13 protein-coding genes are annotated in these 14,511 nt (G+C 71.5%); all 13 read right to left on the reverse strand.

Annotated elements, in window-relative coordinates; genetic code table 11:
* Positions 1–18: 18 nt before the first annotated feature.
* Entirely contained in the window at positions 19–228 is a 210-nt protein-coding gene (gene rpoZ, locus ACY0I8_RS06350) for a DNA-directed RNA polymerase subunit omega (RefSeq protein ID WP_459940837.1), read from the reverse strand.
* 56 nt (positions 229–284) lie between these two features.
* A complete protein-coding gene (gene gmk, locus ACY0I8_RS06355; protein ID WP_461394089.1) occupies positions 285–917 on the reverse strand; it encodes a guanylate kinase in 633 nt (210 codons plus the stop codon).
* 3 nt (positions 918–920) lie between these two features.
* The gene (gene guaA, locus ACY0I8_RS06360) at positions 921–2,468 is read right to left on the reverse strand and encodes a glutamine-hydrolyzing GMP synthase (RefSeq protein WP_461394090.1); all 1,548 of its coding nucleotides are present in this window, start codon (positions 2,466–2,468) and stop codon (positions 921–923) included.
* Between the two features lie 30 nt (positions 2,469–2,498).
* Positions 2,499–3,968 (reverse strand): IMP dehydrogenase, encoded by a 1,470-nt coding sequence (gene guaB, locus ACY0I8_RS06365; protein WP_461394091.1) that lies wholly within the window; start codon positions 3,966–3,968, stop codon positions 2,499–2,501.
* Between the two features lie 460 nt (positions 3,969–4,428).
* On the reverse strand, positions 4,429–6,321 hold the full coding sequence (locus tag ACY0I8_RS06370) for a methyl-accepting chemotaxis protein (RefSeq protein WP_461394092.1): 1,893 nt from the start codon (positions 6,319–6,321) through the stop codon (positions 4,429–4,431).
* Positions 6,322–6,391: 70 nt separating this feature from the next.
* Positions 6,392–7,168: a substrate-binding domain-containing protein gene (locus ACY0I8_RS06375; RefSeq protein ID WP_461394093.1), complete on the reverse strand. Its 777-nt coding sequence runs from the start codon at positions 7,166–7,168 to the stop codon at positions 6,392–6,394.
* A 311-nt stretch (positions 7,169–7,479) separates the two neighbouring features.
* On the reverse strand, positions 7,480–8,226 hold the full coding sequence (locus tag ACY0I8_RS06380) for a TerB family tellurite resistance protein (protein ID WP_461394094.1): 747 nt from the start codon (positions 8,224–8,226) through the stop codon (positions 7,480–7,482).
* Positions 8,227–8,358: 132 nt separating this feature from the next.
* The gene (locus tag ACY0I8_RS06385; RefSeq protein WP_461394095.1) at positions 8,359–9,342 is read right to left on the reverse strand and encodes an outer membrane protein assembly factor BamB family protein; all 984 of its coding nucleotides are present in this window, start codon (positions 9,340–9,342) and stop codon (positions 8,359–8,361) included.
* A gap of 248 nt (positions 9,343–9,590) precedes the next feature.
* A complete protein-coding gene (locus tag ACY0I8_RS06390; RefSeq protein ID WP_461394100.1) occupies positions 9,591–10,247 on the reverse strand; it encodes a histidinol phosphate phosphatase domain-containing protein in 657 nt (218 codons plus the stop codon).
* 596 nt (positions 10,248–10,843) lie between these two features.
* The gene (locus ACY0I8_RS06395; protein WP_461394096.1) at positions 10,844–11,392 is read right to left on the reverse strand and encodes a nitroreductase family protein; all 549 of its coding nucleotides are present in this window, start codon (positions 11,390–11,392) and stop codon (positions 10,844–10,846) included.
* 290 nt (positions 11,393–11,682) lie between these two features.
* Positions 11,683–12,675, reverse strand: a complete 993-nt coding sequence (gene holA, locus ACY0I8_RS06400) for a DNA polymerase III subunit delta (protein WP_461394097.1) — start codon at positions 12,673–12,675, stop codon at positions 11,683–11,685.
* Positions 12,672–13,166, reverse strand: a complete 495-nt coding sequence (gene lptE, locus ACY0I8_RS06405) for an LPS assembly lipoprotein LptE (RefSeq protein ID WP_461394098.1) — start codon at positions 13,164–13,166, stop codon at positions 12,672–12,674. Before lptE ends, holA begins: the two co-directional genes overlap by 4 nt.
* On the reverse strand, positions 13,163–14,511 hold a 1,349-nt coding region (locus ACY0I8_RS06410; RefSeq protein ID WP_461394099.1), incomplete at its 5' end, for a class I tRNA ligase family protein. The genes ACY0I8_RS06410 and lptE, both read right to left, overlap by 4 nt.

The following is a 14,511-nucleotide window of genomic DNA, read 5'->3' on the forward strand; positions in this document are numbered from 1 at the left end:
CGGGCCCCGCCCGGGGCCCTACCGGGCCCGGCGGGGGATCTGGCGCATGCGCACGGTCACCTTGCCCTCGGCGATCTCCCGGAGGGCCGTGACCACGATCTTGTTCTTCGTGTCCACCAGCGGGGGGGCTCCCTCGAGCAACTGCCTCACCCGTTGGGCCGCGGCCATCGCGAGCTCGAAGCGGTTCGGGACCTTTTCCAGGCAGTCTTCTACGGTAACGCGTGCCATCGTGTGACTCCTTACGGCTGGGAAGCTGGAAAGCTAGAAGGCTGGGACGCCGAAACTCACTGTCCCCCCGGATCGGCCGCTGGGCCGGGCCCAAGGAGGCGCTCCAGGGCCTCCCGGCGGCGGGCCGGCCGGCAGCGCTCGGCCCGGACCACGGCCACCAGGTCCCCCAGGCAGCGGTCCACGTCGTCGTTCACTACCACGTAATGGTACCGCGGCGCCACCGCCACCTCGCTTCGGGCGTTCGCGAGCCGGCGCTCGATCACCTCGGGGCTGTCCTGGCCCCGCTCCACGAGCCGGCGGCGAAGCTCCTCCCACGACGGCGGCAGCACGAACACCAGCACCGCGTCGGGCAGCCGTTCGGCCACCTGGAGCGCCCCCTGCACGTCGATGTCGAGCACGATGTCCCGGCCCGCCTCGGCCGCCGCCCGCAGCTCGGTGAGCGCCGTGCCGTAGAGGTTGCCGTGGACCTCGGCCCACTCGGCGAACTCCCCGCGGTCGCGCATGGCCTCAAAGGTGGCCTGGTCCACGAAGTGGTAGTCCACCCCGTCGCGCTCCCCGGGCCGGGGCGGCCGGGTGGTGTGGGACACGCTGTAGCCGAGCTCCGGCATCGCATCGCGCAGCCGCCGGATCAGGGTGGATTTCCCCGCCCCCGACGGCGCCGACACCACGAGCACCAGCCCCTGGGCCACCGCCTACTCCCACTCGATGGTGGCCGGCGGCTTCGAGGAGATGTCGTACACCACCCGGTTCACGCCGTCCACCTCGTTGATGATCCGGTTCGAGATGCGGCCCAGGAGCTCGTAGGGCAGCCGCGACCAGTCGGCCGTCATGCCGTCCACCGAGTTCACCGACCGGACGGCCACCACGTGCTCGTAGGTGCGCTCGTCGCCCATGACCCCGACGGTCTTCACCGGCAGGAGCACGCAGAACGCCTGCCACACGCTGCGATGCAGGCCCTCGCGGTGGATCTCCTCGCGCACGATCGCGTCGGCCTCCCGCAGGATCTCGAGCCGGTCGCGGGTGACCTCACCCAGGACCCGAATGGCGAGCCCCGGCCCGGGGAACGGGTGGCGCTCGATGATCTCCTCCGGAAGCCCCAACTCCCGGCCCACCTCCCGCACCTCGTCCTTGAAGAGCTCCCGCAGCGGTTCCACGAGCTTCAGGTTCATGCGCTCCGGCAGGCCCCCCACGTTGTGGTGGCTCTTGATCGTGGCCGAGGGGCCCTTGAACGAGACGCTCTCGATCACGTCGGGGTAGAGGGTACCCTGGGCCAGGAACTTCACGTCGCCGAGCTTCCGGGCCTCGCGCTCGAACAGGTAGATGAACTCGTTGCCGATGATCTTTCGCTTCTGCTCGGGGTCGGTGACCCCCTGGAGCTTCTCGAGAAAGAGGTCGGCGGCGTCCACGGCGAGCAGGTTCAGGTGGAAGTGGTCCCGGAACGTGCGGACCACCTTCTCGGCCTCGCCCTTTCGCAGGAGCCCGTTGTCCACGAAGATGCAGGTGAGCTGGTCGCCGATGGCCCGGTGGAGCAGGAGCGCCACCACCGAGGAGTCCACCCCGCCCGACAGGGCGCAGATGACCTTGCCATCGCCCACGGTCTCGCGGATGTCCCGAACCGCGGCCTCGATGAACGACCCCATGGTCCAGGTGGGTTCGCACCCGCACACGTCGAACAGGAACGCCTCGAGCATCTCGGTGCCCCGGGGCGTGTGGACCACCTCGGGGTGGAACTGCACCCCGAACCAGGGCTTCTCCCCGTGGCCCATCGCGGCCACCGGGCTGTTCTCGGTGTGGGCGAGGGCCCGGAACCCCGGGGGCATCTCCTCGATCCGGTCGGCGTGGCTCATCCAGACCGGCACCGTCTCTCCGGGCTCGAACCCGGTCAGGGGGCCCCGGGGTTCGTCCACCGTGATGTGCGCAAGCCCGTACTCCCGCTTGAGGCCCCGGGCCACCCGGCCGCCCAGCAGATGGGTCATGAGCTGCATGCCGTAGCAGATGCCGAGCACCGGCACCCCCAGGTCGAAGATCTCCTTCGGCACCTTGGGGGCGTCGGGGTCGTACACGCTCGAGGGCCCGCCCGAGAGCACGATGCCCTGGGGCCGGAACTCCCGCACCCGCTCCAGGGGCACGGTGCAGGGGTGGATCTCGCAGTACACCCGGCTCTCGCGGATCCGGCGGGCGATCAACTGGGTGTACTGGGACCCGAAATCGAGGATCAGAATCTTCTGGTCGTGGCGCAACGCTCGCGTCCTTTCCCCGGCCGGGGCCGCCTACGCGGGCTCCACCCGGTAGTTGGGGGCCTCCTTCGTGATGATCACGTCGTGGACGTGGCTCTCCCGGAGCCCCGCCGGGGTGATCCGGACGAACCGGGCCTTCTTCCGGAGTTCCTCGATCGTGGCGCACCCGGTGTACCCCATGCCGGCCCGGAGCCCCCCCACGAGCTGCAGCACGTTGGCCGACAGGGGACCCCGGTACGGCACCCGGCCCTCGATGCCCTCGGGCACGAGCTCCGACTCGTCGCGCACGCCCTGGAAGTAGCGGTCGCGGCTGCCCTTCTTCATGGCCCCGAGCGACCCCATGCCCCGGTACACCTTGTACGAGCGGCCCTGGTACAGGATGAGCTCCCCCGGGCTCTCCTCGGTGCCCGCCAGGAGGCTCCCGATCATGACCGACGACGCCCCGGCCGCGATGGCCTTGGTGATGTCGCCCGAGTACTTCACCCCGCCGTCGGCGATCACCGGGATCCCGTACCGGTCGGCCACCCGCGAGGCCTCTGCCACGGCCGTGACCTGGGGCACCCCGGCGCCGGCCACCACCCGGGTGGTGCAGATCGACCCCGGCCCCACCCCGACCTTCACGGCGTCCGCCCCGGCCCGGATCAGGGCCTCGGCGCCCTCGGCCGTGGCCACGTTCCCGGCGATGACCTGGGCGTCGGGCCACTGGCGCTTGATGGCCTCCACGGCCTGGAGAACCATCTTGGAGTGGCCGTGGGCCGTGTCCACCGCGATCACGTCACACCCGTGGGCCAGGAGCGCCGCCACCCGCTCGTCCCGGTCCGCCCCCACCCCCACCGCCGCCCCCACCCGCAGCCGGCCCATGTCGTCCTTGCAGGAGTTCGGGTATTTGCGGGCCTTCTCGATGTCCTTGATCGTGATGAGGCCCCGGAGCACGTAGTGCTCGTCCACCACGGGCAGTTTCTCGATCCGGTGCTCGTGGAGGAGGTCCTTGGCCTGCTCCAGGGTGGTCCCCGGCGGCACGGTCACCAGGTTCTCCCGGGTCATCACCTCCCGCACGGGCCGCTCCAGGTTCTTTTCAAACCGCAGATCCCGGTTCGTGAGGATGCCCACCAGGTGCCCCTCCTCGTCGGTGATCGGCACCCCGCTGATCCGGTACCGGGCCATGAGCTCCAGGGCCTCGGCCACCTTCTGGTCGGGCCGCATCGTGATCGGGTCCACGATCATCCCGGCCTCGGACTTCTTGACCTTGTCCACCTCGGCCACCTGCTCCTCCACCGTGAGGTTTCGGTGGATGATGCCGATGCCGCCCTCCTGGGCCATGGCGATGGCCGTGCGGGCCTCGGTCACGGTGTCCATGGCCGCGCTCAGAAGCGGGATCTTGAGCCGGATCTTGGGGGTGAGCCAGGTGGAGACGTCCACCTGGTCGGGCAGCACGGCCGACTCGGCCGGAAGGAGGAGCACGTCGTCGAAGGTGAGTCCGTAGGGGATGGTTTCCTCGAGCATGGCGCCTCCGGGATGGGGGGATCGAGGGGTGGGGGATAAAGAACCCGGAAGGATAGGAGAGTCGCCCCCGGAGGTCAAGCGCAAGCCGCGAAGGGCGAGGGGGGCCCCCGGCTACGCGGAGGCCTCCCCGGCCATCGAGAAGTTCTCCCCCGCGCGGCAGGCGGCCTACGGTGCCTCATACCAAGTTGCGTTCAACACTACCGTTTCCTGATTCGGCCCGGCAAGGGGCCTGGTGGAGCGCCGGGCGTGGCTCCTACAGTCGCTGCATCCGGCATTCAGCCGGTGTCTCCCTCGCCGTGAGCCCACCAGTGGCTCGCCAACGTTCGCGTTTCCGCCGTTCCTGGAGCCGCCGGGCTGAGTGCCGGATGCAGCGTAAGCCGGATGCCGCACTCACGCACGGCCGGAACCAGGCCCCTTGCCGGGCCCCCGGGATGGGTGTCGGTTTGAACGCAGCTTGGTATCAGTCCTCCCCGCCCTCCCGGAACCAGGCCGTCGTCCGGGTTAGGGCCTCGGACACCTGGGCCAGGCGTTCCCCGGCCTCCCGGACCTCGGACGCGGAGTCGGCCGTGTTCTCGGTGGCCCTCGAGAGCGTCTCCACCGTGGACACCATCTGGGTCGCGGTGACCGAGAGCTCCTCCGCGGCCGTGGCGATCTGTTCCACCATCGCGGCCGCCTGGCCGGACGCGGCCACGATCTCCTCCAGGGCCTGGCCCGCATCGGCCCCCGCCCCGGAGACACTCCGGGCCTCGGCCGCCCCGGCTTCCATCGTGTCCACCGTGTGGCGGGTCTCGTCCTGGATCGCCCGGATCCTCTCCCCGATCTGGGCCGTGGCCTTCCCCGTTTTTTCGGCGAGTTTCCTCACCTCGTCGGCCACCACCGCGAACCCCCGGCCGTGCTCCCCGGCGCGGGCCGCCTCGATGGCGGCGTTCAAGGCCAGGAGGTTCGTCTGGTCGGCGATGTCCTCGATCACCTGGATGATCTCGCCGATCTCCTCCCCCCGGCGACCCAGGCCCTGGACGATCCGGGCGGCCTCCTCGATCCTGCCCGCCAACCGATCGACCCCCTCGACGAGCTCCGCCACCCGGTCCCGGCCGGTCTGGGCCACGGCGCTCGCCGACTGGGTCGCGGTGGCGGCCTCGGCGGCATGTTGCGCCACCACCCCCACGGTGGCCGAGATCTCCTCCAGGGCCGAGGCCGCCTGGTTGATCTGGTCGCGCTGGTTTCGGGCGGCCTCGTCCAAGGTCTGGGCCGACGACGAAATCCGACCGGCCTCCCCATGGGTTTGGGCGGCCACCCGCTTCAACTCCCCCGCGATCTCCCGCAACCGGCCCACCATCCCGCCGAACGCCCGGCCCAGTACGGCCAACTCGTCCGTGCCTCGCACCGCGGGCGACGTGGAAAGGTCCCCCTCCGCCATTCGCTGCGCGCTCTGGGCAAGCCCTTTGGCTGTGGCCACCACCCGGCCGGCTCCCCACGCGACGATGGCCAACACGCCGACCAACACCGCCCCGAACCCGCCCACGACGCCCCAGGCGAGCCGCTTCCGGGCCGCCTCTGCCGCCGTCACGTCCAGGGCCAGACCGAGCTCGACGGGTTGGCCCGGTACCGGCTGGAGCCTCACGGCCAGGAGCCGGCCCCCGACCTTCTGGAGCGACACACCGCCTCCGCGGGCTTGGCCGGGCGCGATGCCGGGCGCCGTGGCCGCGAGAACCCGCCCGCCCGAGGCGATCAAGAGCTCCGTTCCGTCCGCGAAAAACGACTGTTGTGCGGTGAGAAACGCCTGATCGAGGCGTTTTACGAACACCACCACCCCCACCACGGTTTCCACGTCGAGCACCGGGCCGGCCACGAGCAGTGTGGCCCCGTCGTCCGCCACGCGCACCTGCTGCAACACGATCCCGTCCAACTGGGTCGTCCGATCGGTCACGGGCGGGGCGTCCAGGATCGCCTTGGCCCAACTCCAGTAGGGGGGCGTGTCGCCCCGCTTGTCCGAGGCCGCCCGCAGCATCACCTCGCCGGTGTCGAAATGGACCACGACGTCGTCCACCCCGGCCAGCTTCCGGGTCTGCTGGAGGAACGCCTTCAGGAACTCGAAGTCCTCGGTGAGCCCGCCGAAGAAGCCGTCGTAGAGCGCCTGCTGCACCACCGTCATTTTCATGGCGGAGGTGGCGGCGGCCATGCGGTCCTCGACCACCCGCTGGAACAGGTTCGACACCTCGACGAGCCGCGACTCGGCTTGCCGCGTTTGGGCCTCGCGAAACGCCCCGTACACCCAGGCCCCGAGCCCCGCGATCGCGGCTGCAAACACCAGGGCCGGGAACCCGACCAACTTCCAGCGCAGACCGAGACGCATGAGGGAACCTCCCCTCCCAGCGCGGCCGATGGCCCCCGGAGCCATCCCCCCGGGGGCCCCACGCCGGGGTTTAGTTGAAGTGCTTCTTGCCCTCGTCGGACCGGAAGAAATCGATCACCTTCTGGACCTCGGGCGCCGGCTCGCCCACGGTGATGAGCCCCAGGGGCCGGGAGATCGGGTCCGTCTTCACGACCTTCGCCTTACCGGGGTTTTGGAGGAAAAACCCCTCGCTCACCGCGCCGATGGCGCCCTTGTACTTCGAGACCTCGTTGATCTCGTCCCGGGTGCTCTTCACCTCCACGGCTCCGTCCACATAGGGCTCCTTGTTCATCACGATCTTCTGAAACACCGCCCGCGTGGCGCTGCCGGCGTGGCTTGTGACCACACGGATCGGCAGGTCGGGGCCCCCCAGTTCCTTCCAGTTGGTGATCTTTCCGGTGTTGATGGCCTTGAGTTGCTCGAAGGTGAGCGACTCGATGGGGTTGTCCTTGTGGACGATCGGCACGATGGTGTCGCGAAAGAGCTCGTGGTACACGAGGTTGTCCGGGATCTCGATGGACTTCCCCGCCTTTTTGGCCGCTTTTTGGGCCGACTTGATGGCCCCGTCCAGGTCCTCGCTCGCCGCGCTCACCTTGCACTTGCCCTGGATGAGCCCGATCAGGCCCTTGCCGGTGCCGACCCCGAGCACCTTGATCCTGACGCCCGTGGCCTTTTCCAACGCCTTGGCCCCCGGTTCCAGGAACCGCTTCTGGCACGTGGTCGAGCCCCAGATCTGGAGCGGCGCGGCCAGGGCCAATCCGGGGACGAGGCTCAGTACGCTCGCCAACAGCATCCAACGTTTGCGCATGGAACACCTCCCGACGAGAAAGGGTTGGGGGAACGAAGCGGCGATCCACCCCTTCATCGGCCCGGCGCCGGGCGGGCTTGAGAAAAATGTTACAACCCGAGCCAAGAAACAGGAGAAGTCACGAAAGGGGGCGAGGGATCATCCGTCCCTTGGGAAACCCGGGGAGGATCCGGGCCAGACCGGACCTGGGGGGAAAGACCTCGGCCGCACCCGGATCCGGGACGAGCCGGGGGGGAACCGAAGGGGAGGTGGACTCCCGGACGGGAACGAACCGGGTCCCGGAGCGGCCTTGCCGGCGCCGTCTCGTCCGGCTAGAACCCCCGGGCCGAGCGAATGGCGTCGTAGGCCTGCTGAATCTCGAGGAACTTGCGGTGGGCGAGCTCCCGGAACTCCTCGCCCAGGTGGGCCACCCGGTCGGGGTGGTACTTCTTGGCGAGCTCCCGGTACGCCCGCTTGATCTCCTCTTCGGAGGCGTCGGGCGCCACGCCGAGCACCTCGTAGGGCCGGCGGCCGTCCCCCCCCGTGGCCGTAGCCCGAAGGCCCGCCACGTCGGCCGGGTTCACCCCGAGGCCGGCCAGGGCCCGGCGGAGCACCGCCTCCTCGGCCGGGTGCACCTGACCGTCGGCCCGGGCCACGTCGATCAGGCACTCCACCAGGAGGAGGCGGGTCGCGTAGTCGCACCGGGCCGCCACGTCGCGGCACAGCGCGTCGAGGTCCACCCCCTCCCGCAGGAACTGCTTGATGAGATCCCGCACGATCTCCAGCGATTCGCCCCGGTAGCCCAGCCGCTCCTCGAAGAACCGCCGGATCGTGCGAACCTCCTCGCGCTTCACCTCGCCGTCGGCGTGGAGCATGGCCGTGAGGATGCCCACGAGGCTCGCCACGAAGTAGAGCTCCTCCTGCTGCTGGCGCACCCGGGGGTCCTCGGCCGGACCGGTCCCCTCGCCCAAGGGGGCGTCCTTCACGTAGTGGCCGATCACGCCCCCGATCACGGCCCCGAGGGGCCCTCCCAAGAGCCAGCCCAGGCCGGCGCCGATTAGCTTGCCCTGTAACGCCATAGCGGCTCCTCGCTTCGCTTCGGGTCGTTGGTCGTCCGTCGCCGGCCAGGGTTGTGGCCGCGCGCCAGCGGCTCAACGCGCCCCAGGCCTTGCCCTGGGTTCACCCGAGCAGACTTGCTGTTCAAACCTCGCTCAGTGCCACCCCAGAACGTGGAGCGCGCTGCCGTCCGAGAGGAAGACGATCCGGCCCGGGAGCACCGCGGGCTGGCCGTGGAGGCCGGGGCCCGGCGAGTACCGGAACCTCTCGGTTCCGGTGGCGGCGTCGAGCACCACCAGGGGACCGGCCGAGGATCCCACGACCACCGAACCGTTCGCGAGAACCGGCGCGGTGGACACCCCCTCCCCGATCCCCGCTCGCCACAGTTCGTGGCCGTCGCCCCGGTCCAGGGCCACGAGGGCCCCGCCGGGGGATCCCACGTACACGGCCTCGGCGCCCACGGCGATCCCGCCGGCCGCGGGCAGGTCCGCCTTCCAGAGGATCTCGCCGGTGCCCGCGTCCAACGCCACCACCGGCCCGTCGAGGCTTCCGGCGTACACCCGCTCTCCCTCGTACACGGGGCCGGCGGCCACGTCCCGGAACCCCGCGCCTTCCAGGCTGGCCCGCCAGAGCACCCGCCCCACTTCGGGATCCAAGGCCACGACGGTCCCGTCCCAGAACCCCGCGCACACCCGGCCGCCCCCCAGGGCGAGCCCGTGGGCCCGGAACACCGACCGCTTGGCCGGAAACTCCCGGCCGTACTGCCACAGCGGCCGGCCCGTGGCGGCCTCGAGGCAGAACACGTTGCCGTCGGCCACGGGCACGTACACGCGCTCCCCGTCGGTGAGCACCCCGGCCACCACCGGGTAGGTGGTGGCGAACTCCCAGGCCTTCTCGCCCCGGGGTGTCACGGCGTACACCCGGCCGGCGTCGTCCCCCACCACGAACACGCCCCCCGTCCAGGCGGCGCTCGCGTACACCCGGCCCCGGGTGGGGAACCGCCACAAAATCTCCCCGTCGGCGAGGCGCACGGCGTCGAACGACCGCCCCTCGTGCCCCACGAAGGCCACCCCGCCCACCACGACGGGGCTCGCGTACCCCTCGGGCCGGTACCCGGGCTCGTCCACCAGACGGACCATCCGCTGAAGTTCGACGCCGGCAGGAACGGCAACGTCCACCCGCGCATTGCGCGAAGGGCCTCCGCCCTCCTGGCCCCACATCACCGGTTCCGTGGGCACCTCGACGGGCCGGGGCGCCGTGGCGCACCCCGCAAGAACGAGGAGAACCGCCAGGACCCCCGCCCCGGCGGCCAGGCCCCGCCCCGGTCTCCCCCCTGGCCCACCGAAGGCAGCACGGCCGCAGCCCGGCCCGTTTCGTCGCGCTCGGATCACGCCTTGCCTCCTTCCCATCCCGCCAGGCGGGCCATGTTCCGCCGCAGGGCCTCGTACTCCTCGTCCGTGAGCCCCGCCCCCAGGGCCACGGTGCGGGCGAAGGCCGCGTCGATGAGGTCACCCGGGGCGTGGGCATCGGTGTTCAGCACCAGGGGTGCCCCGGTGCGCCGGGCCATCGCCACCACGTGGCCGTTGGCCAGGCTGTGGCCCTTGCGGGCGCTCACCTCGAGGCTCACCCCGCGCGCGGCCGCGAGCCGGGCGTCCTCCTCGGTGATGAGCCCCGGATGGCTCAGGATATCGGCCCCCGCCTCGATGGCCGCCCGGTTCGTGCCCGGCTCCACCGGCTCCACCGGGCTTTCGCCGTGGACCACCACGAGCCGCGCCCCCAGGCGCCGGGCCTCGGCCACGTAGCGGCCGATCAGGGCCGCCGGCACGTGGGTGAGCTCGATCGCGGGCACGGCGCGCACCCGGCGGTGAGCGTTGTTTTCCTCGCAGGCCCGCACGATCCGGGGGATCACGTGGTCGAGGGTGGCCATGTCGGCGTGGTCGGCCAGGGCCACGGCCCGCAGGCCGAGCACCTCGGCCCGGCGCAGGAGCTCCGAGGGCAGGAGCTCGCCGTCGGAAAACAGGGTGTGGGTGTGGAGATCGATCATCTGGGGTTCCAAGTGTCCTCCGCTGGGACGCTGGGAAGCTGGGATGCTAGGACGCTGAACTGCTTCCCGATTCCTGCGCGCGCGCCTGCCCCTGCGGGTACGAGCGGCTCTCGCGCGGCGACAGGTGTTTCGGCGGGCCTTCGGCCCGGATCGCGCATTGGAAGGCGCTCCCACGACTCGGGCGTTACGAACGCCAACCAAAGTATTGTCGGAGCCCCGTCGTTGCTACGGAAACCCGCGGGTGGGGGGCTGGTGGAAAGCCGGGTGCGGCCCCTCACCTCGCCGCGCCTCACCAGGCTTGGATTGCTTTGGAAGTTCAAGAACTTCCGCTGCCGGCGCTCCGATCTGCCGACCCTGCGACGGCATGCGAGGGCGCGGCGAAAAGGGTGCCGCACTCGCACCCGGCCGGAACCAGTCCCCCACCCGCCTCAGGCAATACTCTTGAAGGTATTCCTAACCTCACCGTCGTCATACCCGCCGTAGGGCCCCGGCCCCCTGGTTTCCCCGGGAGGGTTCATCCCACCCCAACGCCCGCTGCGGAAAAAGCCCGGGCCCCACGGGGCCCGGGTCTGGAGTCCACGCTTGGGCTCGCCGCCTCAGCCGCCCGAGTACCGGTTCCAGCGCACGAAGTCCTCCCGGGGCTTCCGGGGCGGCACCTTGGCCTCGGCCGCGGGGTAGCCCAGCGGGGTCAGGGCCACCACCTCGATGCCCGGCGGCGCCCCGAGCGCCTTGGCCGCGGCCGCCGGGTCGAAGAGCCCGATGCACACGGTCCCCAAGCCCTCGGCGTGGGCGGCCAGCATGAAGTTCTGCATCGCGAGCGCCACGTCGAACATGAACCAATCGCCCCGGGGGGTCGCCGCCTTGCCCTTGTAGAACCCGGCCCGGCCGGTCTGGCCGCAAAACGCCACCACCAGGGGGGCCTCCACCATGGCCTTGTACGCCGGGTTCGAGGGCGGGAGCGTCTGCTGCAACGCCTCCTTCACCGCCGGGTCCGAAACCACCACGACCTCGGCGCACTGGGTGTGGGCCCAACTGGGCGCCCACTGGGCCGCCTCGAGCAGGCGGTCGAGCACCTCCTGGGGCACGGGATCGGGCTTGTACTTCCGGATGGAACGGCGTCCGCGGATCGCTTCGTAGAGCTCCATGGTGCCACCTCCTTCGAAAGAATTTCGGTCGTCCGGCCGACGGTCTCCGGCTTCCGGTCGGTGCCCCCCCGGTGGGCCCACCGGCGCCCTTCCCCGCCCCTCGTACCCCATTCGCCCCGGGCCGTCAAACCCGGAACCCCCCTTCGGCCGTTCGGTCGCCTGCAGGCCGAGCACCGGCGTCGCAGAACGGGCGGGCGGTTCCACCGCTCCGGGGGGCGGCCGTGGGCCCGGAACCCTGGGGCGGCCCCCTCCCAGGCTCCGTGTCCTCCGTGGTTTCCCCCAAGGCAGACTCACCGCCCGCGGCCGCGGCGGATCGCTTGCGTCTCCCCCCGGCCGCACAGGCCCAGGGCGAGGGCCTCCAACACCTCCGGCCCGCCCCCGGTCTTGAGGGCCAGGTCGGCCCGGACGAGGTCGAGGAACACCCGCCGGAGCTCCGGCTCCCGCCACCCCCGGGCCTGCTCCAGGGCCTTCGCGGCCACGAAGGGGTGGGCCCCCAGGGCCTTCGCCGCCTCGCTCCGGGAGACCCGCCCTCCGCGGTCCAGGAGCTCCCGGGCCATCCAGAGGTGCCGGAAATGGCGGACGATCATGTAGAGGAGCCGCACCGGCGGCTCCCCCATGCCCAGGAGGCTCCGCAGCGCCCCCACCGCGTCCCCCAGCTTCCGCAGCCCCAGGGCGTCGCACAGGGCGAACACGGAGGCCTCGCGGTTGTCGCCGACCAGCCGCTCCAGGTCGTCCAGGCCCACCGCGCCGCCGTCGCCGGCGAACGCCCGGAGCTTTTGGACCTCCTGGTGGAGCTGCTCCAGGTCGGGCCCCACCCGAAGCGCCAGGGCCGCGGCCACCCGGGCGTCGAGCCGCAACCCCTCCTCCTTCGCCAGCCGCTCGACCCACCGGGGCACCTCGGCCTCCTTGGGGCGCTCGCAGGGGATCACCTCGGCCGCCTCCAGGAGCCGCTTTCCCGCCTTGGTGCGGCGGTCGATCGTCTCGGCCACGATCACCAGGCAGGTGCTGGGGTTCGGCCGCTCGAGGTACGCCACCAGGGGGTCCCAGGCCGCGGCCGGCCACCGGTGGGCGTCGCGCGCCACCACCAACCGTCGCCCCCCCAGAAACGGCAGGGTCTGGGCCGCGGCCACCACCTGGCCCGGCGTCGCGTCCGGCGCCGTGAACACCTCCCGGTTGAGCCCCGGATCGCCCCCGGCCAGCACCTCGGCCTCGAGGCGGGCGAGCTCCCGGCGGACCAGGAACAGTTCGCCGCCCACGAGGCAGACGACCGGCGCCGGGCTCACGGCATCGCCTCCGCGGCCACGAGCGACACCCTTCGCAGGAGGTCCCGGGCGAGGTCCCCCGCCAGAAGCCCCAGGGCCTCCTCCTTGGCCCGCTCCGTGGACCCCACGTTGGCGCCGGCCGCGAACTCCCGGTCCTCCTCGAGCGCGCCGCGCCAGAGCACCTCCCCCGAGGGCCGGGCCACCGTGGCCGTGACCCGGGCCGCCACCCGGTACTCCACGAGCCCCCCGGCGGCGTAGGCCGAGCCGGACTCCGTCACCTCGTCCACCCGGGTGCGAAGCACCAGGGCCGCGTCCTCCCCGGCGAGCCGGAGCCCGCCCCACGCCGTCGCCTCCTCGGCCAGAGCCCGGGCCAGCCGGGCGCCGAACAGGGGCTCGGCACCCCGGTCGTCCACCGGCGCGATCCGGAGCTCCACGGGGCCGGCGGGGGGGCCCCACCGGTACCCGCACCCGACGAGGAGGCCCAGCGCCAGAAGGGCCGCCGCCCGCCTCACCGCACGACCAGGTTCACCAGCCGGCCGGGCACCCATACGGTCTTGACCAGGGTCTTCCCTTCCACGTGGTTTCGCACGTTCTCGTCGGCGAGCGCGGCCTCCCGGACGGCCGCCTCGTCGGCGTCGGGCGCCACCTCGATCCGGCCCCGGAGCTTCCCGTTCACCTGGACCACCACCGTGATGAGGTCGCGCACCAGGGCCGCCGGGTCCACCTCGGGCCAGGCCGCGTCGCTCAAGGGGGTGTCGTGGCCCAGCCCCTCCCAGAGCTCCTCGGCCAGGTGGGGCACCATGGGCGCGAGCATCAGCAACAGAAGATCCACGGCCTCCCGGTACACCCGCCGGTCCACATCGGTTTTCGGCTCGAACGAGGCCATCTCGTTCACGAGCTCCATCGTGGCGGCGATGGCCGTATTGAAGTGGAACCGGTCCTCGATGTCGGCCGTGACCTTCTGGAGCGTCTCGTGGGCCTTTCGCCGGAGCGCCCGGGCCGGGCCCTCGAGGTCGCCGCCCGCGAACGGTTCGGTCTCCCGCAGCCAGTCGGCGTTCTCGGCCACAAGCCGCCACACCCGGCGCAGGAACCGGTAGGCGCCCTCCACGCCCTCCTCGCTCCACTCCAGGTCCTTTTCCGGCGGCGCGGCGAACAGGCTAAACAGCCGCGCCGTGTCGGCGCCGTAGCGGGCGATCAGGTGCTCCGGGTCCACCACGTTCTTCTTGGACTTGCTCATCTTCTCGACCCGGCCCCGCACCACCTCGGCGCCGCAGGCCTTGCACCGGCCGCCCTCGGCCTCCTCGGGCAGGAGCCACCCGTGGGTGGGGCACCGCTGGGTCTCCATGCAGACCATGCCCTGGGTCAGGAGGTTCGTGAACGGCTCGTCCACGCGCAGAAGCCCCAGGTCCCGCAGCACCTTAGTGTAGAACCGGGAGTAGAGCAGGTGGAGCACCGCGTGCTCGATGCCGCCGATGTACTGGTCCACCGGCATCCAGTAGTGGACCCGCTCGGGGTCGAGCATGCCCTCGTCGTAGTCGGCGCAGGTGTACCGGGCGAAGTACCACGAACTCTCCACGAAGGTGTCCATGGTGTCCGTTTCCCGGCGGGCCGGCCGGCCGCAGGCGGGGCAGGTGGTCTCGTAGAACGAGGGGATCTCGGCGAGGGGGAGCACCCGGCCCTCGGGGAACTCCACATCCTCGGGGAGCACCACGGGCAGGTCCTTCTCGGGCACGGGCACGATGCCGCAGCTCTCGCAGTGGACGACCGGGATCGGCGCCCCCCAGTACCGCTGGCGCGAGATGCCCCAGTCCCGGAGCCGGTAGTTCACGGTGCCCCGGCCGATGCCCTTCTCCTCCA

Source organism: Deferrisoma sp., assembly GCF_054681715.1.

Coding starts and splice junctions, on each gene's coding strand:
- rpoZ (WP_459940837.1), bottom strand. CDS start 228: ATGGCACGCGTTACCGTAGAAGACTGCCTGGAAAAGGTCCCGAACCGC.
- guaB (WP_461394091.1), bottom strand. CDS start 3,968: ATGCTCGAGGAAACCATCCCCTACGGACTCACCTTCGACGACGTGCTC.
- ACY0I8_RS06370 (WP_461394092.1), bottom strand. CDS start 6,321: ATGCGTCTCGGTCTGCGCTGGAAGTTGGTCGGGTTCCCGGCCCTGGTG.
- ACY0I8_RS06375 (WP_461394093.1), bottom strand. CDS start 7,168: ATGCGCAAACGTTGGATGCTGTTGGCGAGCGTACTGAGCCTCGTCCCC.
- ACY0I8_RS06380 (WP_461394094.1), bottom strand. CDS start 8,226: ATGGCGTTACAGGGCAAGCTAATCGGCGCCGGCCTGGGCTGGCTCTTG.
- ACY0I8_RS06385 (WP_461394095.1), bottom strand. CDS start 9,342: ATGGTCCGTCTGGTGGACGAGCCCGGGTACCGGCCCGAGGGGTACGCG.
- ACY0I8_RS06390 (WP_461394100.1), bottom strand. CDS start 10,247: ATGATCGATCTCCACACCCACACCCTGTTTTCCGACGGCGAGCTCCTG.
- ACY0I8_RS06395 (WP_461394096.1), bottom strand. CDS start 11,392: ATGGAGCTCTACGAAGCGATCCGCGGACGCCGTTCCATCCGGAAGTAC.